Annotated in this window: 19 protein-coding genes and 1 pseudogene; 6 read left to right on the forward strand and 14 right to left on the reverse strand. The window is 41.2% G+C overall.

Annotation, left to right across the window (positions count from 1 at the left end; translation table 11 throughout):
* Positions 1 to 46: 46 nt before the first annotated feature.
* Both V7K60_RS11480 and V7K60_RS11485 read right to left on the reverse strand, forming a co-directional pair.
* A complete protein-coding gene (locus V7K60_RS11480; protein ID WP_334925577.1) occupies positions 47 to 1,408 on the reverse strand; it encodes a helix-hairpin-helix domain-containing protein in 1,362 nt (453 codons plus the stop codon).
* A 217-nt stretch (positions 1,409 to 1,625) separates the two neighbouring features.
* On the reverse strand, positions 1,626 to 1,760 hold the full coding sequence (locus V7K60_RS11485) for a hypothetical protein (RefSeq protein WP_334925579.1): 135 nt from the start codon (positions 1,758 to 1,760) through the stop codon (positions 1,626 to 1,628).
* On the opposite strand from V7K60_RS11485, the gene gatA reads away from it, so the two are divergent.
* Positions 1,759 to 3,219 (forward strand): Asp-tRNA(Asn)/Glu-tRNA(Gln) amidotransferase subunit GatA, encoded by a 1,461-nt coding sequence (gatA, locus tag V7K60_RS11490; RefSeq protein WP_334925581.1) that lies wholly within the window; start codon positions 1,759 to 1,761, stop codon positions 3,217 to 3,219. The genes V7K60_RS11485 and gatA overlap by 2 nt on opposite strands.
* A 120-nt stretch (positions 3,220 to 3,339) precedes the next feature.
* Here the strand turns inward: gatA and V7K60_RS11495 are convergent, their stop codons facing one another.
* Positions 3,340 to 3,804 carry a helix-turn-helix domain-containing protein gene (locus V7K60_RS11495; protein ID WP_334925583.1) on the reverse strand — a complete coding sequence of 155 codons (465 nt, stop codon included), beginning with the start codon at positions 3,802 to 3,804 and terminating at the stop codon, positions 3,340 to 3,342.
* Positions 3,805 to 4,098: 294 nt separating this feature from the next.
* On the reverse strand, positions 4,099 to 5,010 hold the full coding sequence (locus V7K60_RS11500) for a Calx-beta domain-containing protein (RefSeq protein ID WP_334925585.1): 912 nt from the start codon (positions 5,008 to 5,010) through the stop codon (positions 4,099 to 4,101).
* Positions 5,011 to 5,644: 634 nt separating this feature from the next.
* Here V7K60_RS11500 and V7K60_RS11505 point away from each other — a divergent pair.
* The 3 genes from V7K60_RS11505 (at position 5,645) to V7K60_RS11515 (ending at position 7,984) form a co-directional block, all read left to right on the forward strand.
* Entirely contained in the window at positions 5,645 to 5,788 is a 144-nt protein-coding gene (locus V7K60_RS11505; RefSeq protein WP_334925587.1) for a hypothetical protein, read from the forward strand.
* Positions 5,789 to 5,865: 77 nt separating this feature from the next.
* On the forward strand, positions 5,866 to 6,993 hold the full coding sequence (locus V7K60_RS11510; protein WP_334925589.1) for an acyltransferase family protein: 1,128 nt from the start codon (positions 5,866 to 5,868) through the stop codon (positions 6,991 to 6,993).
* A 280-nt stretch (positions 6,994 to 7,273) separates the two neighbouring features.
* Complete coding sequence (locus tag V7K60_RS11515; RefSeq protein WP_334925590.1) at positions 7,274 to 7,984, forward strand: CAP domain-containing protein; 711 nt, start codon at positions 7,274 to 7,276, stop codon at positions 7,982 to 7,984.
* Positions 7,985 to 8,156: 172 nt separating this feature from the next.
* Here the strand turns inward: V7K60_RS11515 and V7K60_RS11520 are convergent, their stop codons facing one another.
* The 8 genes and pseudogenes from V7K60_RS11520 to V7K60_RS11555 all read right to left on the reverse strand — a co-directional run bounded on the left by V7K60_RS11520 (position 8,157) and on the right by V7K60_RS11555 (position 16,833).
* Positions 8,157 to 9,539: a carotenoid oxygenase family protein gene (locus V7K60_RS11520; RefSeq protein WP_334925592.1), complete on the reverse strand. Its 1,383-nt coding sequence runs from the start codon at positions 9,537 to 9,539 to the stop codon at positions 8,157 to 8,159.
* Positions 9,540 to 9,784: 245 nt separating this feature from the next.
* Positions 9,785 to 10,357 carry a DUF7453 family protein gene (locus V7K60_RS11525; protein ID WP_442944384.1) on the reverse strand — a complete coding sequence of 191 codons (573 nt, stop codon included), beginning with the start codon at positions 10,355 to 10,357 and terminating at the stop codon, positions 9,785 to 9,787.
* Positions 10,358 to 10,783, reverse strand: coding sequence for a hypothetical protein (locus V7K60_RS11530; protein WP_334925595.1), 426 nt, complete (start codon positions 10,781 to 10,783; stop codon positions 10,358 to 10,360).
* A gap of 129 nt (positions 10,784 to 10,912) precedes the next feature.
* Complete coding sequence (locus V7K60_RS11535; RefSeq protein ID WP_334925597.1) at positions 10,913 to 11,161, reverse strand: hypothetical protein; 249 nt, start codon at positions 11,159 to 11,161, stop codon at positions 10,913 to 10,915.
* 45 nt (positions 11,162 to 11,206) lie between these two features.
* Positions 11,207 to 11,482 (reverse strand): annotated as a pseudogene (locus V7K60_RS11540) (efflux RND transporter permease subunit); the annotation flags it as partial.
* Positions 11,483 to 11,566: 84 nt separating this feature from the next.
* Positions 11,567 to 13,153, reverse strand: a complete 1,587-nt coding sequence (locus V7K60_RS11545) for an efflux RND transporter periplasmic adaptor subunit (protein WP_334925599.1) — start codon at positions 13,151 to 13,153, stop codon at positions 11,567 to 11,569.
* Positions 13,154 to 14,097: 944 nt separating this feature from the next.
* Complete coding sequence (locus V7K60_RS11550; RefSeq protein WP_334925600.1) at positions 14,098 to 15,387, reverse strand: glycosyltransferase family 4 protein; 1,290 nt, start codon at positions 15,385 to 15,387, stop codon at positions 14,098 to 14,100.
* Positions 15,388 to 16,254: 867 nt separating this feature from the next.
* Entirely contained in the window at positions 16,255 to 16,833 is a 579-nt protein-coding gene (locus V7K60_RS11555) for a PEP-CTERM sorting domain-containing protein (protein ID WP_334925602.1), read from the reverse strand.
* Between the two features lie 559 nt (positions 16,834 to 17,392).
* On the opposite strand from V7K60_RS11555, the gene glyS reads away from it, so the two are divergent.
* Both glyS and murD read left to right on the forward strand, forming a co-directional pair.
* Positions 17,393 to 19,546: a glycine--tRNA ligase subunit beta gene (gene glyS, locus V7K60_RS11560; protein WP_334925604.1), complete on the forward strand. Its 2,154-nt coding sequence runs from the start codon at positions 17,393 to 17,395 to the stop codon at positions 19,544 to 19,546.
* 82 nt (positions 19,547 to 19,628) lie between these two features.
* Positions 19,629 to 21,146, forward strand: a complete 1,518-nt coding sequence (gene murD / locus V7K60_RS11565) for a UDP-N-acetylmuramoyl-L-alanine--D-glutamate ligase (RefSeq protein WP_334925606.1) — start codon at positions 19,629 to 19,631, stop codon at positions 21,144 to 21,146.
* 139 nt (positions 21,147 to 21,285) lie between these two features.
* Here murD and V7K60_RS11570 read toward each other — a convergent pair whose 3' ends face one another.
* Entirely contained in the window at positions 21,286 to 21,510 is a 225-nt protein-coding gene (locus tag V7K60_RS11570) for a type II toxin-antitoxin system HicB family antitoxin (protein ID WP_334925608.1), read from the reverse strand.
* Between the two features lie 55 nt (positions 21,511 to 21,565).
* Positions 21,566 to 21,730, reverse strand: a complete 165-nt coding sequence (locus V7K60_RS35220) for a type II toxin-antitoxin system HicA family toxin (RefSeq protein WP_442944385.1) — start codon at positions 21,728 to 21,730, stop codon at positions 21,566 to 21,568.
* Between the last annotated feature and the right edge of the window lie 309 nt (positions 21,731 to 22,039).

Genomic DNA, 22,039 nt, shown 5'->3' on the forward strand with positions numbered 1-22,039 from the left:
ATTTTTAATTTGCTTTTCAGTATTGGTGGATTTTTCACTGCTGGCGTCAGCTACCAGTCAGGGATTTTATATGAGCATGAAAACTGGCGTTTTGTAAAGCTTGAACAGTTATTCGAGAATCTTGTACACAAAATTGCCAACCCAAGCGAACAAGCTTACGAGAAGTTTCAGTTTGGATAATTCCAATCACTGGCATTTTTGCCTTTTCTTTGTCTACTGAGTGATCTTGTAAAATTGTTTTCAAGTGATGTAGGTAATCGATATTACCTGCTTGCTGGGGATTTAACTCCACCATCACCATTTGTACTGTTTCCACTGGTTCTGCATCTTCAAGAATAAATTGAGTTTGCTCGTCACGTCGATCTACTTTTCCCCAAATAATCAATCTCGTATCAACTTGGAGTATGGAACTAATACGTTCATAAGTTTTCGGAAAAACTACAGCTTCTGATTGTGTAGTTAGGTCTTCTATTTGCAAGATTGCCATCTGATCGCCTTTTTTTGTCACCACTTTTTTGACGTTATTTAACATCACAACTGCACAAAGCCTTGTTTCTTCTCTTTGATCTGCCAGTTGCGAAAGGCTAATTGGAGTCAAAAGTGGTACTATTTGCCGTAAGGATTTCAGTGGATGATCTGATACATAAAAGCCTAGTAATTCTTTCTCCTTTTGCAACTTTTCCTGTGGGGTAAAATCCATTATGGGTTTAGATTTTGGAGCATTTTCAAAGGCATTACTTGCTCTTTGATTCTGAGTCGAAGAAAAGCCGTCGCCCAATAAATCAAATAGATTCCCTTGACCACTAGCTCTATCTTTCGCACGAGATTGTGCCCAATCATACACTAATTCTGAGTCGTTAATTAACTGTTGGCGGTTGGATTCAATTTTGTCAAAGGCTCCGCAGTAAATCAATGACTCCAGGGTTCGGCGGTTAACAGCACGTAAATCGACGCGATCGCAAAAATCAGCGAGTGATTTAAACTCTTTAAACTCTCCTGCTTCATTTCTCGCTTCCAAAATACAAGCGATCGCATTTTGTCCTACATTACGCACCGCCGAAAATCCAAAGAGAATCTTGCCTGCCGTTGGGGTAAAATCAACACCAGAACGATTAATATCTGGCGGATCTATGGAAATCCCCATATTTGTACAGTTAGTAATATATCTTTGTACCTTATCGGTATCACCACTATTAGCCGTTAACAGCGCTGCCATATATTCCAATGGGTAATTAGCTTTTAAATATGCTGTTTGATAAGTTACATAACCATAGGCTGTCGAATGGGATTTATTGAAACAATTAGCAGCTATTAAGCCATTTTTTATCGTAAAATTATGGTCACGCTCAACCCCAATGTCATAAACATTTTGTTTGCCTAAATATTTACGTGTGGCTATTTTTATCATCCTACCTTACCTCGAAAAATTTTGTGGAATTGATAAATTGATGAAGTTTGTAGTATTAATAAGGTGGTAATACAAAATTATATCATTAGAAAACACTGCTATACTCTTACACAAAACTAGCCAATATATATGAAAACTTTGGCAAACTATTCAATAGACGGTTGATAGCTATGTATTTGCTGTTTTTCAAAAGTTATTAAACACATTTCAATACATATTAATCCACTTTGTCAGATGAATGGGGAATGGCAAGCAGAGAAGAATAAGCAATGCCCAATGCCCAATAACCAATACCCAATTTTGACCAATATGTACTAGAATCAATGACTTGAGTCACAAAGAGAGCAATCATGGCATCCATCCGCGAGTTGCACCAACAGCTGGTTAAAAAAGAACGTTCTGCCGTTGAAATCACCCAAGAAGCTTTAGAGCGCATTCAAGCGTTAGAGCCGAAATTGCACAGCTTTTTATGTGTGACGGCAGATCGGGCATTAGAGCAGGCTGGTGCTGTGGATGCCAAAATTGCCGCGGGAGAAGAAATTGGGCTGCTAGCAGGCATTCCTGTAGGGATCAAGGACAATATGTGTACCAAGGGAGTTCCTACCACCTGCGCCTCCCGGATTTTGGAAAATTTCGTGCCGCCTTATGAATCAACAGCGACGCAAAAACTGGCAGATGTTGGGGCAGTAATGGTAGGCAAAACCAACTTGGATGAGTTTGCAATGGGTAGTTCTACAGAAAACTCTGCCTATCAAGTCACGGCTAATCCTTGGGATTTGTCACGAGTTCCAGGTGGTTCTTCAGGGGGTTCGGCGGCGGCAGTGGCATCCCAAGAATGTGTAGTTGCTCTTGGTTCTGATACTGGCGGTTCGATTCGGCAACCTGCATCTTTCTGCGGTGTGGTGGGAATGAAACCCACTTATGGTTTGGTTTCTCGTTATGGTTTGGTGGCTTACGCTTCATCTTTAGATCAAATTGGGCCATTTGGAAATACGGTAGAAGATGCCGCAATATTATTAAGTGCGATCGCAGGTTACGATCCCAAAGACTCTACCAGCCTGAAAGTTGCCATTCCCAACTATGCTGCTAGCTTAAAACCAAACTTCAAACCCAGAGGTCAGCTAAGAATTGGTATCATTAAAGAAACTTTTGGTGAAGGTTTAGATGCTGTAGTGGAACAAGCTGTTACCAAAGCAGTAGATCAACTACAAAGTTTGGGAGCGGAAATTCATATAATTTCTTGTCCCCGCTTTCGCTATGGCTTACCCACCTACTACATCATCGCCCCATCAGAAGCATCAGCAAACCTGGCTCGTTACGATGGCGTTAAATATGGGTATCGCGCTCCTGATGCAGATAATCTGCTATCAATGTACACTCGTACCCGTGCCGCTGGTTTTGGTACAGAAGTCAAACGCCGGATTATGATTGGCACTTACGCCCTCTCGGCTGGCTATTATGACGCCTACTACCTGAAAGCGCAAAAAGTCCGCACCTTGATTAAGCAAGACTTTGAAAAGGCTTTTGGCGCGGTTGATGTGTTAGTTTGTCCCACATCTCCCACTACAGCATTTAAAGCAGGGGAAAAAACTACTGACCCCTTGAGTATGTATTTAACTGATTTGATGACTATTCCTGTAAATCTTGCTGGTTTACCCAGTTTAAGTTTGCCATGTGGTTTTGACGATCAAGGGCTACCGATAGGATTACAGCTAATTGGCAATGTCCTGCGAGAAGACCAACTGTTTCAGGTAGCTTATGCTTATGAACAATCTACTACTTGGCATCTGCGTAAACCGCAAATATCTTGATTGAAAATGGGTATGGGGGATGGGGCATGGTATAAGCATCGGTATTCTTCTTGTCTCCCTTGTTCCCCTCATTTTCCACTGCTCCCCACTCCCAACTCCCCACTCGCTCTGCCTTTTTGGTCATTTATTAGTCTGATTACTGACTATTGACTGTTGATTATTGTCTTCTGGAGTCAGGGATTCAGCTGTAAGCTGTGGATTAAGTATATGAAGAAGACCAGCAGATGCACCGACCAATAATAAAATATAGGTCAGAACAAGAGGTATGTATGTATTTTGTTTGTTGTCTGAATTGTGATGAGCATTTTTAGAATCTTGACAGACAACATTGGTTACAAAGCTGTACGATAAGGCATTTCCATCCAGCCCTAAAGCATCTCCATAACGACGGATGAATCCTTGAAGAAAAATTGGCTCAGGCAATTCTTCAAATCTATCTTCTTCTAAAGCTTGTAAAATACCTACTCGAAGCATCGTCTGAGAGGCTATTTCTTCTATGCGGATAGATTTTTCTTGTCTTACTTGTCGCAAGCGTGTAGTTATTTCCTTTAGTTGCTCTACTTGAGCTTCATTTAAGAGCGTCACAGTCTTCTCCTGTATGGGCTAATTCTACTATTCATTGAGAAGACTTCAATCCGCATACGTAAATTTACTGGATATTTGATTTTAGGATAATTTTTTTTGATAATGGCTTAATCCTGGATTTTAAAATGCTAGTCTAACTCTGTATAAGTAAATTTTTAGTTATAATTGATACTTTGTTAGTGAAAATCTGGGCACAAAAATTAACAAGTTGCAACTTAGAATACAAGTATTTTCCCAACGGGTACTCTGGGCTGGAATAATTGCAGCGATCGCTAATGTTCTGCTCAATAACAATTAGTCATAATTCTTGATTGTGCCAACCCCTTGGTTATTATTAAATATGGCATTTGCTGCACCATAGATATTGACAAAAAATGTTTCATTGGGTTCAACTTTATTATCACCTCTGACGCCAATACTAATAACTTTGCTAGTTTCGCCAGAGTCGAAAATAATTGTCCCCAGCCCAAAATTGTAATCTGAGTCAGCAACTTGAGCAGTACCATCACTCGTACTGTAATTTACAATCACCCTTTGATAAAATTCATTAGAGAGAGTGACGACAAAATTAGCATTAGTTATCATCCCTGTTATACCTTCTTTGACTGATACATCTGCAATGCTAATGGCTGGAGGTTGGTCATCATTTGTGATAGTAGCCACTCCCAAGCTATCAGTAATTGTGGTGTTTGTAGCACCGAAGAGATTAACAGAAACTGAGACATCCGAGATGCTGATAGTTGGTTGGCTATCATCGTTAATGATGTTTACTGTAGCCGAACTGTTAGTAATTGTGGAATTTGCCGGCGCAGTTGTGAGGTTGGGGTTATTCAGGATAACAGTAATATCTTCATTAAGTTCAAATGTGTTGTCACCCAAAACATCAACTGTAATTGTCTTAGTCTTTTCCCCAACAGCGAAGTTTAAAGTCCCAGATGCAGCAATTCCTCCACCAGTCACTTGAATATTGTTATAGTCACTGCCAAAAATCGCCGCACTGCTAAAAGCGTAATCTATGGTACTAGCCACGCCAATACCACCACTACGAGTAACCATGAAGGTAACAGCTTGAGTACCGCTATTACCTTCAGTTAAATTAGCTTTGTTAAATTTGAGCCTGTTGCGCCAGCAGTAAAGGAGATGGTAGTGGGGAAAAAGTGTAATCGTTGCCCCTAGGAACTGTAACAGCAGTTTCGGGAGAGGCATCTAAGGTAACAGAAATAGTTACTGTAGTGGCGTACTTGCAACTTTGTAATTACTGAACCTGTATTGTTTTAGAGGTGCAACCCCATAATAAATAGTTTCTGTAGTATCATAAGCTACACAACCAAGTGCCCGGTCTGCGCTCAAACTAAAACTGTACATTGCACCTGTATTATTAGTGCCAGAACCAGCGTTATAATTTGTTCTTGTGGAATACCACCCTGAAATAGTTGAATCATTAGCCTAAGCAATAGATGTTCCCAAAGCAGCTAATGAGTTAAAGTTTTGAGAGTATGTGCCAGTAAAACTAGCTGGCAAAATAGATTGGTAAGCCTGTATTACTTCAGATTTTTAGTTAGTTTGGTAATATTTATCGTGCATAGCAAAATAGAAAGTAAATGACTATGCATTTGCTTTCATTCCCAAATTAAATCGGTAATTAAACCTTTTATCTAATGAGACAAAACCGCAATATTTTTAGTTGTTATATAAGCAAGCACGTCTTGAATAAAGTTAGCTGTTTTTTAGTCACAGATTTTGTTGATAGCAATTTATACTAAGTTTAGTGACAAGACAACTGCATTTCCACTTAAATAACTATAGATAGATTGACTGAAATTTGAGTATATCTAGCTTTATGAACAGTTCTGGTACTACCAATCCTTTTTGGATAGCTAAAACTGTGGTCTGGGTGCGATCGCAACTTCTAGTTTTGTACAAGATAGTATGGGCAGAAACCCGAACTGTTTCAGGAACCTTGATGAAAAACTATATTTGGTAAGTAGACCTATAAATTTTGCTTGATTACCTTCATAAACCAGGGTAACTTAGATACTCATCTAACACAAAATTTCGTCTATGCGCCTAACTTCACTGGATGTTTTTCGTGGCATTACCATTGCTGGAATGATTTTCGTCAATATGGCGGGTGTTGCAGATGATGTATATCCTCCCTTGACCCACGCCGATTGGCACGGCTGCACACCAACGGACTTGGTATTTCCCTTCTTTCTCTTCATTATCGGTGTAGCGATGACTTTCTCGCTGTCAAAATACACCGAAGGCAATAAACCAACCTCAGCTGTTTACTGGCGGATATTGCGCCGCGCCGCTATTCTCTTTGCCTTGGGATTGCTATTAAATGGCTTTTGGAATCAAGGTATTTGGACTTTTGATTTGAATAGTATCCGCATTATGGGAGTGTTGCAGCGCATCAGCCTTACCTATCTGCTAGCTTCCCTAGCTGTTCTCAACCTTCCGCGCAAAGGTCAATGGATACTAGCAGCAGTGCTACTCATTGGCTACTGGCTAACAATGATGTATGTAGCAGTGCCAGAATATGGTGCGGGAGTTTTGACGCGAGAAGGTAATTTCGGTGCTTATGTTGACCGTCTGATTATTCCTAAAGCACATTTATATAAAGGTGATGGTTTCAACTTTATGGGAGATCCAGAAGGACTTTTCAGTACTATTCCCGCCATAGTAAGCGTCCTCACTGGCTACTTCACTGGTCAATGGATACGCAGTCAACCTGTACAGTCTCGCACAAGTATCGGTTTAGGATTATTTGGAGTCGGTTGCTTAATTATCAGTTGGGCGTGGGGGTGGACATTCCCAATCAACAAAAAGCTGTGGACAAGTTCTTATGTAGTATTTACAACAGGTTGGGCGTTACTATTGCTAGCAGCTTGTTATGAACTTATCGAAGTACGGCTGATGCGTCGCTGGAGTAAACCTTTTGAAATTATGGGCTTAAATGCGATCGCTCTTTTCGTTGCATCAGTTTTGTTAATTAAAATTTTAGTCAAAACTACTATTGGCGCTGGCAAAGACGCTCCCAGTACCTACAATTGGATTTACCAGAATTTTTTCGCGTCTTGGGCGGGAGTGCTGAATGGTTCCCTGTTATTTGCCTTAGTCACAGTGTTATTGTGGTGGACTGTTGGTTTTCTGATGTATCGGCAACGCTGGTTTCTGAAAGTATAAAAAAGATTTTTGTTGTTATTTACGTTTTAGTGTTTTCAATGTTACAACAGGTGTTAAGTGATATATTTGTAACACTTTAGGAATAAAGGCAATGTCTACGATGGGCGTAGATGCAGCAACTTTATTCTTGGCGCGTTAATCTGTGCTTTCTTTAGCGAACTTACTTGAGTCCTGATATAGTTTCTAACGGCAGAAGCGTCTACAGACTTATCTGTGCGTTTAAAATTCTTATTTCTTCTAATTCACTAAATTAATCCATAGAAAAATTGTGAGGTAATGGATGCGTCGCATAAAATTTTGGATATTTTTGCCAATTGCCTTTATATTCGGCTGCTCAGATCAACTGTTTCAATCTAACCCGTCTGTAGCCAACTCTAACCCAGCGGTAGTTGAACAAACTAGTCCAAGTCCAACTTTATTAGCAAAGGCGAGTTACCTTTCACCGTTGGAACAACAGGTAATTATTGAAACAAATAAGGTAAGAACAAATCCTAAAGCATACCTCCCCATTCTGGAAAACTATAGAAAGCGCTTTGAAGGGAACCGAGTCAAAATTTCTAATAATACTTATCTGCGAACTCAAGAAGGAGTCAAAGCAGTTGATGAAACGATCGCATTTCTCAAATCAGCACGTCCTATAGGAGCCTTGAGTGCATCTAAGGGTATGTCTTTAGGAGCAAAAGACCATGTAAAAGACCAAGGCCCAAAAGGTGCTATAGGTCATAATGGTAGCGATGGTAGCAACCCATTTACTCGCATCAACCGCTATGGTAAATGGCAAACAACCGCAGGCGAAAATATCAGTTATGGGCCAAAGAGCGCTCAAGATATCGTCATGCAGTTAATTATTGATGATGGTGTGAGCGATCGCGGCCATCGAAAAAACATTTTTAACGGTGCTTTTAAAATCTCTGGTGTTGCTTATGGAACTCACAAATCATATAGAACCATCTGCGTGATTGACTACGCTGGGGGGTATAGGGAAAAATAATTTGCGATCAGCAATAGAGAGTATTATACCTGGCGATTAGAAATCGCGGCTACACAAACCTAGATGCTTTGCGGCTTTCTGCAGGGTAGTCCGCCTGCGCTGACTCAAAGAATTTAAAACCCGCTTAGACGGGTTTTATCTGTGTAGACGCGGTTTCTAACTGCTCATTGAGCTATTCCCCGGCAAACCAAGCACCATGAAACCCATAAGGCACTCGTTGGGGAATTATCACCCGCGCTACAGGTTTAGCCATCACATCTTGGGCATTCACCACTACTAATTCTGAAGTGTTTGAATTCTCATCGTGGACGAAAGTCATAAGCCAACCATCATCCTCAGCCGTTGCACCAGGACGCGGCGCAAACACAGTTTCACCGCTATAGCGTCCCTGTCCAAATTCATGTATTTGGGATTTTCCATTGCTGAAGTCGTATTTGATAATACCTTCAAATAAAGGTACAGGACTGTTTACCGCTTTGTTAGTGTAGCCATATCGGTTTTGTCGCCCCAATCGATTTTCGTTGATGCAGGGAAATTCGGAAGCTACATCATCCAACATCTCTTCACGTACTGTCCCCGTGTTGAGGTTAAATCGCCAACGATGCAGGCGGGGAATATTTGCGTCTGGATCGGGTTGCGAATCATCAGAACTCAAAACACTTGTAGAACTCATCCGACAGGCAATCAGTACTACTTCGTCTCCATCTTCGTAAGCATTGAGGGTATGGAAGACGTAGCAAGCAGGACTTTCAAACCAGCGGATATTACGGTTGTCACCGTGACGTGGTACAATGCCGAAGCGACTAGAGCGATCGCGCTCAAACATCATTACAGGTTCTCCCCGTTGCGATCGCTCAGGGTTAAAAGTCAGCGGCAAATCCATGAAAATCGTGTAGTTTTCAGTGATGGCAAAATCGTGCATCATCACCCCTATTGGCAGTTCAATTGGCACTGTTCGCAACAGTTCACCTTGTGCTGAGACTACACTATATTGCAGATACGGTGGCACAAATAGAGAATAGCCAAAGAAGATCATTTCCCCTGTAACAGGGTCTACCTTGGGATGGGCTGTGAAGGCAGAAACCAGCTTGCCATTGTAGCTATACTCGCCAATTGTTTCTAATTCAGGCAACTTGATGGCGTGAGGTTTACCTCCTTCGTTCAGCGCCAACATCTGACCAGCGTGCCACACTAAAGCAGTATTAGCAGTATTTTTGTAAGCACCGTAAGGATTATCCATCTGTGGTGGTTCTAACAATCCACTCCAGATAGCTTTACCCGCTTCTCGTTCTTTTTTCCATCCGACTGTCTGGACGTAGCGGTTACGATAAGTGGCTATGCCGTTGCTAATTTGCACACCATGTAACATCCCATCCCCATCAAACCAATGATATTGACCGATAGGTGTCCATTGAGGGTTAGGACCATTCCGCACAAATATCCCTGATAGATCAAGCGGTAATTCACCGATGACTGGCAATTTGTCGCTGGTGATTTCTTTATGGACTGGAGCAAAATTGCCATTGAGATAGGGATTGATTGCTATTGTTACCATTGTCTTGATTTCAGCGTACATTCGTACTATACATTTAAGCTTGTCTTCATGCCCACATGGAAATTTTGAGGGCGTTGTGGAATTTTTGCAATCGATACTACAAATTCAATTTTTTCTCTAGCTGTTTAATTGGTTTGATTTATAGGACTTCCATTCATCTTCATAGTAGGGTGTGCTCAAGCAGATATCTAAATATTTAGCGCTCGCTTCTATAGTTGCACGTATTAAGACAAGGACATTATCTGCTATAAGTTATTTATTCTAACCGTTAACTTCTGTTTTAGTTTTCCTTTAAGAGTTAAACCAGTGCTTAAAGCGCTAAAAGCTAGTAGGTTTAATGTAGAAGTAGATTCAGGAATTGATTTAGAAACTGGATCGGCACAGAAAACACCCGTAATAGTCTTACCACTGTCATCTATAAGCTCTGCAAAGAACGGAATTTGACCTGAATTATTAATACTTTCACCGAAAAAAAGATTCGTCACAGTGCCGCCTAAAAGAGAGTCTCCGATACCAATTACTTTATCTGCAATGGGATCTGAACCTGTGAAAATACCGTCGATAAAAACATTTTTTGCCCCATTACGTAATGTTGCACCAAAAGCTAATTGATTGTTGTCATTAATTTCGTTACGAATAAATCTGCTAAAAGAGCTACTGATATCAGCAATAGTTGTAATTGTTTCACCGTTGCCTGTAAATATTCCTTCTTTACCGTCTTTTCGAGAAGCGTCAAATATTACTGTTCCTGTATTGTTAATGCCAACCTCGCTAAATCCACTCAATAAGAGACTAGTAGTATCAGCGATAGTTGTGATTTACCCATCATCTTTGATTGTGAAGACACCTTGTCTTCCATCTTTTAATGTAGTTTGAAAAGCCACTACATTAGCGTCATTAATTGCAGGAGATTGGTCGAAAAACTTAAATAGTCCACTAGTGTCCACCACAGTTGTTAAAGGTTCACCATTGCCAGTAACAATCTTCTGACCAGTACCTAAGTTCTCGAAAACGGTGAAAACCAATATGCTATTATTGTTGAAATTCTTGGGTGTTGGATTAGCATCAAATAAATTATCGCTTTCTGTAGCAATAGTGATTAAACTCTCACCATCACTTATAAAAACTCCTTTTTCAAAGGGACTGGCAATATTTCTGAAGGCTACTGTATCACTATTGTTAATTGCAATACCATTGATAGTATATGAGTATGGTGGATAAGGCTTAAGGGCAGTGGTAAACACACTACTACCGTTACTAATAAAGATGCCTTGACCTGAAGATGTTGTAGCAGCAAAAGTTACTGTGCCATTATCGTTAATAGGGCCACCACCGATAGAGAAAAAGTTTTTATTATCTCTATTATTAACTATTTATGTAAAGGTAAAGTTGCTAGCTTGTGCTGAGTTAACATCTATCGTTACTAAAGTTAGGAAAGTCACAGCTATAGCAGCTAAAATTTTTGGACAACTATTCATGTCAGTATTTGTTAACTGCATTAATTTGTTTTTGATCAATTTGCTTTTACCATCAAAGTAAATATGTAGTCCATATCCCAACAGGAATAAAACGCCGATGTCTTTAACATCGAGTCCAGCAGCATTGAAATTGATTTGTTCCAATCTCTCTAGGTTTGGTGTGATAGATCAACGTGATATACTCAATCCTCAGCTTTTTTTGAATATACAGCAAGCAGTGTTACCATTCAATGACACTGCTTCTGCTGGTAATTCTTGATGCCGATTTGGTTTGATAAATCGCTCTGTTATCGTCTTAATTACGATATACAAAATTGGCACCACAAACAAACTCAAGAAAGTAGCGATTAACATCCCATCAAAAACTGCTGTTCCCAAAGATTGCCGACTTCCTGCACCGGCATCCGTGGCAGTAGCTAAGGGAAAAATCTCCAAGAGTGTAGAAAAAGCAGTCATCAAAATTGGGCATTAGTTATGGGGCATGGGGCATTGGTTATTCTCCTTGCTCCCTTGTCCCCTCATCTCCCTGTGCCCTCATCTTCTCTTCAGCTAAGGCTTCTGGCTATCAACTTCTTGTGTTTCAGGAGTAATGGGAGCGCCATTGGTTAAGTTAAGAATGCCGGAAACAACAATTTTCTCCCCCGCTTTTAGTCCTTGGATAACTTGATAATTATTCCCCTCAATAACTCCTAATTTTACCGGCTTTTGTTGAGCTACTAAAGATGGCGCTCCAGGTTTAGACTTTTCCTGCGGCGCTTGCGCCACAAATACAAAAGTCTCTCCACCCAAGCGAGATACTGCTGTAACTGGAATTAAAATTCCTGGACGTTCGTTCCAGATCACTCTAGTTTGCACTGACTGAAGATTAAGTAGTCGATTTCTCGAATTACCAAAGTTGGCTTTTACCAAAACTGTCTGCGAATCGGAACTAGCGTTTGGGGAGATAAAACTGATTCTACCCTTTGCTATGGGTTTGTCTTGGACATCCAGCATTTGCACAGGTAAGCCTAAGCGCAATTTTTTGGCTTCAACTACCGGAACGGAAATATTTAGTTCTAAAGAGTCGTTTCTAGTTAGTGTAGTGAGCTGATCGGCTTTTTGCACATAATCTCCCACTTTTGCTGGAATATCACCAACAATGCCAGTGAAAGGTGCCAAAACTTTTGTGTATTGCAGTTGGACTTGGGCAGCTTGAACTTGGGCAGCTGCTTGAGTTACTTGCGATTGCGCTTGGGCAATTTCTTCTGGGCGGGAACCATTTTCTAATTGTCTTAAGTTTTGTTTCTGTTGTTCCAAAGCGCCACCTAGCTCGTTGATACTAGATTTTCTGCTTTGGCGGAGTTGATCTAGCCGTTTCTGGGCTACGACCAAGGCAGCTTCAGCGCTTTGCTGTTCTTTGACATATCCTTCTAAGGTATCTTGGGAAACTGCGCCCTCTTTTCTTAATTGTGCATATCGCTTGGCACGTGACTGTGCTAGTTCCACATCAGACTTAGCTGACTGAATTTGAGCCTCAGCTTGAGCAATTTCCTCTGGTTGCGATCCCGATTGGGCATCTCTAAAGCGAGCTTGGGCTTGGGATAACTGCGCTCTAGCTTGGGCAACTTCTTCTTGTCGCGTACCCGCTTTGAGTTCAGCAAGCTTTGCTTGGGCTTCTTGCAGTGAGCCTCTAGCTTGTAACAATTGAGCTTGGACATTATCACTTTGCAGACTAATAATAACTTGTCCTTGTTGAACGCGGTTGCCCTCTTGGATGAAAATCTCGGTAATTCGTCCTTCAACCTGTGGCTTGATGATTACTGAACGTGGAGCCTCTAAGGAGCCAATAAACTCCGAACTATCTTGAACGGTTTCAGTTTTCAGTGTCGCTAACTTGACCGGCACTGCTCTAGGTTGACTTGCATTTGCTTCAGCACCACCTGGTGCATTGCTAGCATTACTAGTTTGCCACCAGCGCCAACCAAAACCTACACCTGCAATTAATAAGACGATTCCTAGTATCAGGGGCCAACGCCGTTTTTGAGGTGGCTTAGGCGATCGCTGTGGCAATTCTTGCGACTCTTGACTAGAATCAGTAACAGCAGGCTGTTCTGTTTCAATGGGTAAGGGAGAGTCAGGGAACTCAGAATGGGACATCTTCGTTTTCTCGTCTTGTGGGTTTAGACTTGGGCAATCTACTCTTCGCTAAAAAAGCATTATTTTGAATATTTTTTTAGCCCTTTTTTCTCTATGTTGGTGAAAAATATGTCTGGGTATTTGGGCGATCGCTCAAGATGTCTAGCACCTAAAATGAACTAATTTTGTTCAGCACATTATGGTTGATTTGTACATTACTTAACTCCGTTCAATTTCTTAAAGTGTAATTTATAATTTTGTGTTGGTCAGTATAAACCTAGTGCTTTAGCTCAGAGAGAAAGCACGGTTCATGTTGTTGTAGCTAAAGCTTTTGCCTGTAAAGCGATCGCTTCGGTAATTAGAGCAAGTTAGTAGTTGCTTTTTAGTTCTGAAAATGACGAAATAAAGTTACCTCATTGACCGCAGCAATACTAGCAATTTATCGCGTTGTTGCTGTGCTTAAACTTGCCGTTGCAAATACCTTAGTTGCTAACTAGATCAAGGGTGCATAAGTTTGTGCCGTACTTGACGCTAAGTTTTCTATGAGTGTTTGCAAGCGCTTGCTTGCATTATAACCACATAGCAGACGAGATTGGTATTAGATACAGATGAGTTTATCGCTCTTGAGTAGTAGTGAATACTGATCTTAAGGAAGAAAAGAGTCTGGAGCGATGCCTTCTCTGCAAGACGCTAGGCGTAGGTTGCTTCCCCGTATAGGTACGGCGGGCTACGCCTACGCTGATTAATTCAGCTCTATTAATCAAGGTTGCGAGTTTCATCAACTTATCCTCACCAAGAACGATGTGCAATCTATCAGTGTTCTCTAGATTCCTATTTTTGAGCAGTCTCAACTTCCTACAGTTAGTTCACCCGATCAGTTGATTTTTAACTCACCCGAATGGGTGATTTAATTATCCCTATTAGGGTTTTGTCTGTATAGCCGAGCCAAAAACCCTCAATCCCCTTCAACCATCCACAACTGATTCCTTAGAATCGAATTTTGGTAAAATACCCACAGTTGATTTTCGGTTGGCAACAACATGAGAAAACAGCCACTCATAGCGATCAAGTGCTTGCTCTAAAGAATAGTTTTCTTGGGCAAACTGTCTTCCTGTTTTACCTAGCTTCGTCCCTAAAGCAGGATTAGCATATAAATCATACACCGCAACAGCCATTGCCTGGGGCGATTCTGGCTCAACAACTATCCCACCACCACTGAGTTCGATCGCTTTAGCAGCAGTACCAGTGGCGGGAACTGAACCCACAATTGGGCGACCACTCGCCAACAACAGTGGTATTTTTGAAGGCATATTGAATGAGATCACATTGTGCTTTTGCACAATTAGCCCGACATCAGAAGCTGCTAGCATTTCGGGTAGTTTTTCTCGCGGCTGTAACGGTAGTAACAAAACATTATCTGCTCCATTTAATAGACAATATTCCTGCAACCTTTGCAATGCTCTTGATTCGCCAACAATGACAAAGACAATATCTTTGATATGACGTAAACAAACGGCTGCTTCTATTACTGTCTCTAAACCTTGCGTTAGAGCAATGTTTCCCGAATAAAGGACTACAAATTTCCCATCTAGTTGATGGTTAGATATCCAAGAGTTGCTCTGTTTCGGTAACGGGCGAATGAAATTTATATTTACCCAATTGGGAATACAAACGATTTTATTAACAGGTACTCCCTTATTTACTAAATTCTCACGAAACCCATCAGTGATCACACTAATAGTGTGTGCAGTCCGATATGCAAATTTCTCTAAAGCTGCAAGAGTTCGGATCATCCACTTGTTTTTTAATAGCCCGATACGCACAGCAGCTTCTGGTAAAATATCTTGCACATTTAGAACTACTGGGCAGTTGTATAACCAGCCCAATGTTGTTGCTGGTAACGTACCTAGTAGCGGTGGGACTGTTAAGATAATCACATCTGGTCGCCCACCTTTAAAGGCTTGGGGTAAGCTTGTGAAAACAAAGCTCAACTCCAGTAACAGCCGATCCACGAGGTTAGGTTTAGACTTAATTCGGACGTAACTTCGCGCAATAGTGACGCCATTTTTTTGTTCCGTAAGATACCATTTATTTTGATACCCATCGTAAATTTCGCGCTGAGGATAGTTGGGCATTCCCGTAATCACTCGCACTTTATGACCTCGCTTTACTAGTCCTTCTGCCAATTCAGTCATTAACGGAGCAATTCCAATTGGCTCTGGATGATAGTTGTAGGAATAAATCAGAATATGCATGAACTATTTGTGAATTTTGTGAAGAGAGCATGAGACGATCGGATTACTTATTAATAGCCAGTGGTGGCTGCTATTTTTATTATTTACAGGACTTTGTTTGGATGAAGTACAAAGCTACCGTTTTGGAGGCAGGAGGCAAAGATAAAAACTGTTTGTATCTGATTTGTATGCCTGCATTTTATTACTTCATTTATTTACAAATACTGTATTTTGACTGGTAGAATTGTTTGATTAAAAAAAATGTGTTAAACATTGGTTATAAATTTTATTCGTGGTTTTAAAAAGATAATTTTTTCCTGCATAAAACACTTAAGAATCAATATAGTGACTTTGTATAAACAGGTTAAGCTATTGATAAATATAAACTTGATTTTCTGGTGATTATGACAATAGTTGGTCTGTTGATTTCCGAACTAATGCTTAAATTTACACTTGGGGAATTGTAACATTATATTCACTGTTATGCATATAACCCTCATTCCGCCTTTTCAACTGGCACATGAAGTATTTTTAACCAAGTCATCAGTATTGTATTCATTGAGGAGAATCCCACTTTTTGAATAGTTCAAAGGCACTGACCAAAACAGTGTTAAGTGCTGAGTAATAAATGCTGAAATAAAAGTAAAATTAATTGCACTCAACACTGAGCTTTGTAGAAGTATTGATGACGAACTAATAGACATTTGGTGAAATTAAATATGCGTTATCCAGAATCCTTGTATAGACTTGGCAGTGCTACACCTCTACATTCTTTTTCATTCATATTTCCAATGAGGTTATATGATAGCCCCACTAATTAACTGAACTAGTAGGGCTAGAATAGAGATTCAGTAAATTTGGCAAGCTCTGACTAGAAAGCCCTAATTTCTAGCAAGAGGCTTGCTTTTTCCTTAAAGTTGAAGCTACACCCAACCCAGCAAATGCTAGCAAACCCAAGAGAGAAGCAGGTTCAGGGACTTGGGATACTTGAATAGAACCAGAATTTTGATCTAGTGTTGTTGACGTTCCCTGTTGATCGACATCCTGACGTAATTGCAAAGAGTCGCCAACCGTTCCCTGGAAGAAATATTCTCCAATTACACCCGTCCCTCCTGCTACATTTAAGGGGCTAAACAATGTCTGAGTGGAAGTATCAAAATTGAAAGCGAAGAAGCTAGATTGTGACACTCCACCACTAACGGTGTTATAGGTTCCCAGAAGATTTTTAGATGGGTCTAAGAAGGAGACATTCAAGAATTGTAAAAAATTGGTGGCTCCACTGCCAGTTTCTGAAATGATTGTTGGTGCTGTAGTTTCGTCGTAGCTGAATGAACCTGTTGCTGAGTAACCAGCATCACCTTGCCAGTTAAAGTTTAATTTAATAGCTTGGGCTGGGTTGTTAGCACCAGTAGCGATCGCAACGCTGGCTGCTGCGCTCGTTAAGGTTTTGGCGAAAATATTTTTCATAGCCATAACTCCAAAATTGATTAATGATGATGCATATATCAATGCATCAACCAACCCTCAGCTTACGATAGAAATATATAACCGTAAATACCGCATAAAACGACGGTATCTAATGTAATGAATCAATGAAGACAAGCATTTGTTTTATAAAGTTTTGCATAAAATGTCAAGTCTATAGTGATGTCTGACGACAAGCTGCTTCTCTACGTTCGCGCAGCGTGTCGCAGACAGACGCTTTGCGAATGCGTCTACGCTCCTTTGTATGCAATCCACTTTGGCTTAACTTCCATTCCTCATTTATCGTAAATTAAAGGGTTTAAGATCCCTGCGTTTTCACGTAGCCCAGTTACTCTGGAGGATCATGCAACAGTAGGGGTTTAAATCCCCGTCTGTTTGCATAGCGTGCCGCAGCCAAAATGTCTTGAATGTTGAATTTTGAATTGTTAACTATGGGGTTTTCCCTTTATTCTATTCAATGAACGATTCAGCTAAAAATCACGAGCGATCGCCTGAGAATAACTGATAAAGTTGAGCTACGCAAAGTTGAAAACAGTGTCCTATGCCTGGGTTTCTATTAGAAGTTGGTACAGAAGAACTACCTGCAAGTTTTCTCAGTGATGCTTTAGTGCAATGGCAGGAACGCATTCCCCAAAGCCTGGAAGCAAACAGTCTCAAAGGCGAAAGTGTCAAGATATACGGTACTCCCCGGCGGTTGGCGGTATTGATTAAAGGGCTACCATCGCAGCAACCAGATCGAGAAGAAGAAATTAAAGGGCCCCCCGTCCAAGCTGCCTTTAAAAATGGTCAGCCAACAGCAGCAGCAGCAGGCTTTGCCAAAAAGCAAGGTGTGGAACTGGATGCACTGTCTGTTCGCCCCACTGACAAAGGGGAATTTGTATTTGTGCAAAAAAGAATTCCCGGTCGTCCTGTGGCAGAAATTTTGACAGAACTTGTTCCCCAGTGGATTTGGGGTTTAGAAGGTAAGCGGTTGATGCGTTGGGGGAATGGGGATGCCAGGTTTTCCCGACCAATTCGTTGGCTAGTGGCTTTGTTAGATGAGACGGTGCTGCCTTTAGAATTAGTCAATGGTTCTAAAACGATTCAGAGCGATCGCATTTCCCAAGGTCATCGGGTTTTGCATCCTGAACCTGTGACAATTGCCCAAGCTACTGATTATGTTGCCACCCTCAAGTCTGCTTATGTCACCGTTGACCCAGAAGAACGGGCAAATCTGATTAAAGAGCAAGTAAATGCAGTTGCAGAGAATTTAAGCGGGTATACAGTAATTTACCCCGATTTGTTAGCGGAAGTAACTAACCTTGTAGAATATCCCTCCGCAGTTGTTGGTAAATTTGAAGCAGAATTTTTAGAATTACCAACTGAGGTAATTACTGAAGTGATGGTTACTCATCAACGTTATTTTCCTGTATTCAAACCAGGTAGTTATCAGCAAGAATTACTACCCAATTTCATCACCATTTCTAACGGTGATCCCAAGAAATCAGATATTGTTGCTGTAGGGAATGAAAGGGTAATTCGTGCCAGATTAGCTGATGGCAGATTTTTCTATGACGCTGATTTAACTAAGCCAATAGATAGCTTTTTACCTCAGTTAGAAAAAGTCACTTTTCAAGAAGAATTGGGTTCGGTGCGTGCCAAAGTAGATAGAATAGTTAAAATTGCCGAACAAATTAGCAGTCAATTAGAATTAGCGGAAAATCAAAGCCAAAGAATCCAACGTGCCGCTTTATTATGTAAAGCAGATTTGGTTACACAAATGGTGTATGAATTTCCTGAATTACAAGGCATTATGGGAGAAAAATATGCCTTAGCCAGTGGTGAAGATGCCGAAGTAGCAAAGGCAATTTCTGAACATTATTTACCAATGGGAGCCAGTGATGTCTTACCTGGAACACTCACGGGTAAAATTGTCGGTTTGGCAGATAGATTAGATACTTTAGTAAGTATCTTTGGTTTAGGTTTAATTCCCTCTGGCTCCTCTGATCCCTTTGCCTTGCGTCGGGCGGCCAATGCTGTAGTTAAAATTACTTGGTTTGATAACTTACCGATAAATTTAGATGATTTATTGGCGCAAATAGCAACAGACTTTGCAGCGAAATATCACAAAGATCAGGCATCATTAACTACAGCGTTACAAGAGTTTTTCTTGCAACGCATCCGCACTTTACTACAAGAAGAAAAACAGATTGATTACGACTTAGTAAATGCAGTTTTGGGAGAAAATGATCCAGAATACACAGAACGGACGTTAAAAGATTTATTGGATGTACGCGATCGCGCCTTATACTTACAACAAATCCGCAACGACAGTACCTTAGATAACATCTACGAAACTGTTAACCGTTCCACACGATTAGCCGCCCAAGGTGATTTGGATACAAAACAACTAGAACCAACAACCGTAGTTCGTCAAGAATTATTCCAAAAACCCTCTGAGATAGCTTTGTATAATGCCTTAATCGAATCAGTACCGCTTTCCTGGGCAGCACAGCAGACACGAAATTATCAACTGTTAGTGGCAGCACTAGCAAAAATTGCTCCGACAGTTAGTAACTTCTTTGATGGCCCAGATAGCGTTTTAGTTATGGACTCCGATCCAGAAGTTAAGCGTAATCGGTTACATCTGCTGGGACTAGTTCGCAATCATGCCCGTGTTTTAGCTGATTTTGGTGCGATCGTCAAAAATCTGTAGCGTAGGTCAACAAAAACTTGTGTAATTTTTGCCAAGAAACGCTACTATAGGGAGTGCTTAACCAGGGACTCTGCTGCAATCTATGTCCAAAGCTCATGTTATTGGATTGGGAAAGTCCGGTGTTGCTGCGGCGAGATTGTTGAAACGGGAAGGTTGGGAGGTAGAGCTGAGTGATGGCAACACCTCCAAAACCCTCCTAGAACAACAACAAGAACTCGCTGCCGAGCAAATAACCGTTAAACTAGGACAATCCCTAGAATTGAATGGTGCTAATTTACCCCAATTGATAGTCGTTAGTCCTGGCGTGCCTTGGGATATTCCCGTATTAGTTGAGGCACGCCAGTTAGGTATTGAAACCATTGGCGAAATGGAACTCGCTTGGCGAAATTTACAATCGCTACCTTGGGTAGGAATTACTGGCACTAACGGCAAAACTACTACTACAGCTTTAATTGCTGCCATTTTCCAAGCAGCAGAATTAAATGCACCCGCCTGCGGTAATATTGGCTACGCCGCTTGTGAAGTTGCCCTATCTCAGGGAGCAGGGAGCAGGCTTGCCGTGAGCGTAGCCGAACGGGAGCAGAGAGCAGGGGGAGCAGGAGAAAAGTTTGATAACTCCTCGATTGATTGGGTGATTGCGGAAGTTAGCAGCTATCAAATAGAATCTTCGAGTTCTCTTGCTCCCCGGATCGGAGTTTGGACGACTTTTACGCCGGATCACCTCAGTCGCCATCAGACTTTGGAGAATTATTACAACATTAAAGCTAAGTTATTACGTCAGTCTGAGTTGCAAGTGTTCAATGGCGATGATGCCTACTTGAGCCAGCTAGGTTTAAGTGCTTGGCCTGATGCCTATTGGACAAGTGTCAGAGGAAAAGATTTTCTGATTAGCGAAAAAGGCTTTTACATTGAAGACGGTTGGGTTGTGGAAAAATTGACTGCAATCTCTGCACCCGAACCGATTGTGAAGGTATCTACCTTGCGAATGGTGGGAGAACATAACCAGCAAAATCTTTTGATGGCAGTAGCAACAGCAAGATTAGCGGGAATTAATCGTGATGCGATCGCGCGTGCAGTTCGGGAATTTCCTGGTGTTGCCCATCGTTTGGAGCATATCTGCACATGGGAAGGTATTGATTTCATTAATGACAGCAAAGCCACCAACTATGATGCGGCTGAAGTTGGTTTAGCATCGGTTAACAGTCCAGCAATTTTAATTGCTGGTGGAGAAGCCAAAGCAGGTGATGATACTGCTTGGCTAGCACAAATTCAAACCAAAGCTGCTGCTGTGTTATTGATTGGCTCTGCTGCACCCGCATTTGCCAAACGTCTTCGAGAGGTGGGGTATCATACATACCATATTGTGGAAACTATGGAAAGGGCAGTTCCCAAGTCGGCAGAATTAGCCAAGCAGTATCAAGCGGCTGTGGTGTTGCTATCTCCAGCTTGTGCGAGTTTCGACCAGTACCCGAATTTTGAGGTGCGGGGCGATCGTTTCCGTCATCTATGCCTTGCTTGGGCAGGAGGTTGGAAACCCGCCAGAGTAGAACTTCCCGAACTTGAAAACTTTAGTCAAGAGTCTATAGTTCAAAGTCGATAAGCATTGTTTGTCTACAAGTTCGTAGTCAGGACTTTAGTGTTTGTTTTCTAAGCACTAAAGTCCTTACTACAAACTCTCAAAACTAATTTGACAAAATACTAGAAGGATTATTTGGTACTAATTTAGTAGTTTTATATAATTATATTTTGCTGTAGTTTGCAACTTCAACCTCATGAGCGATGCTTGTAGGTTTAGGAATAGGTAAACCATCTTCTAGGATTCCTTCTATATGAAATTCAATAGCTTCTGCAATCATCTGCTTGACTTCTTCTAAAGTTTCACCCACAGCTACACAACCTGGTAAATCAGGGACATAAGCAGAGTAATTACCTTCAGCCTTTTCAATCACCACTACATACTGCATTGCGGTTCTTCTTATAACTGTGCTTGCCTCCAAATACTACTGAGAGTACCAGGGGCTAAGTTGTCAGACAATTTACCTGGAACTGAGCCACATTAAGTTTATCAGGATGTTTAAACTGTCGATGACTACCTTTAGTTCTAGCAAAATACCAACTATCAGCTTCTAGTTGTTTGATAACTTTGCGTACTTTTATGCTACTACTTTTCTGTACAGGTAAAATTTCTGTTACAGATAGAGTGCCTTATTGAGAAAGCAACGTAAACAACCTGAGTTCAGGTTAAGCAGGTTGAGATAAAAGCCACTCCATCTGAAGCCTGGGTTTCTTAGGTTGGTGGCAATAAGCGATTAATCCGCACTTAACGCTATTTTCAGCTTACTACCTGTCCCTTTCCTTATCCCGAACTCAGGTTAAACACAATTATGTCGCAATTAGATATCTTCCAAAAGTCCCTAACACCCCTCCCCTTACTAAGGGGAGGGGAGACAAAGCATAGCTTTGGCGGGGTGGGGTTCAAATTTTGTGATTTAT

It is taken from the genome of Nostoc sp. (assembly GCF_036917555.1).
GTDB lineage: Bacteria > Cyanobacteriota > Cyanobacteriia > Cyanobacteriales > Nostocaceae > Nostoc.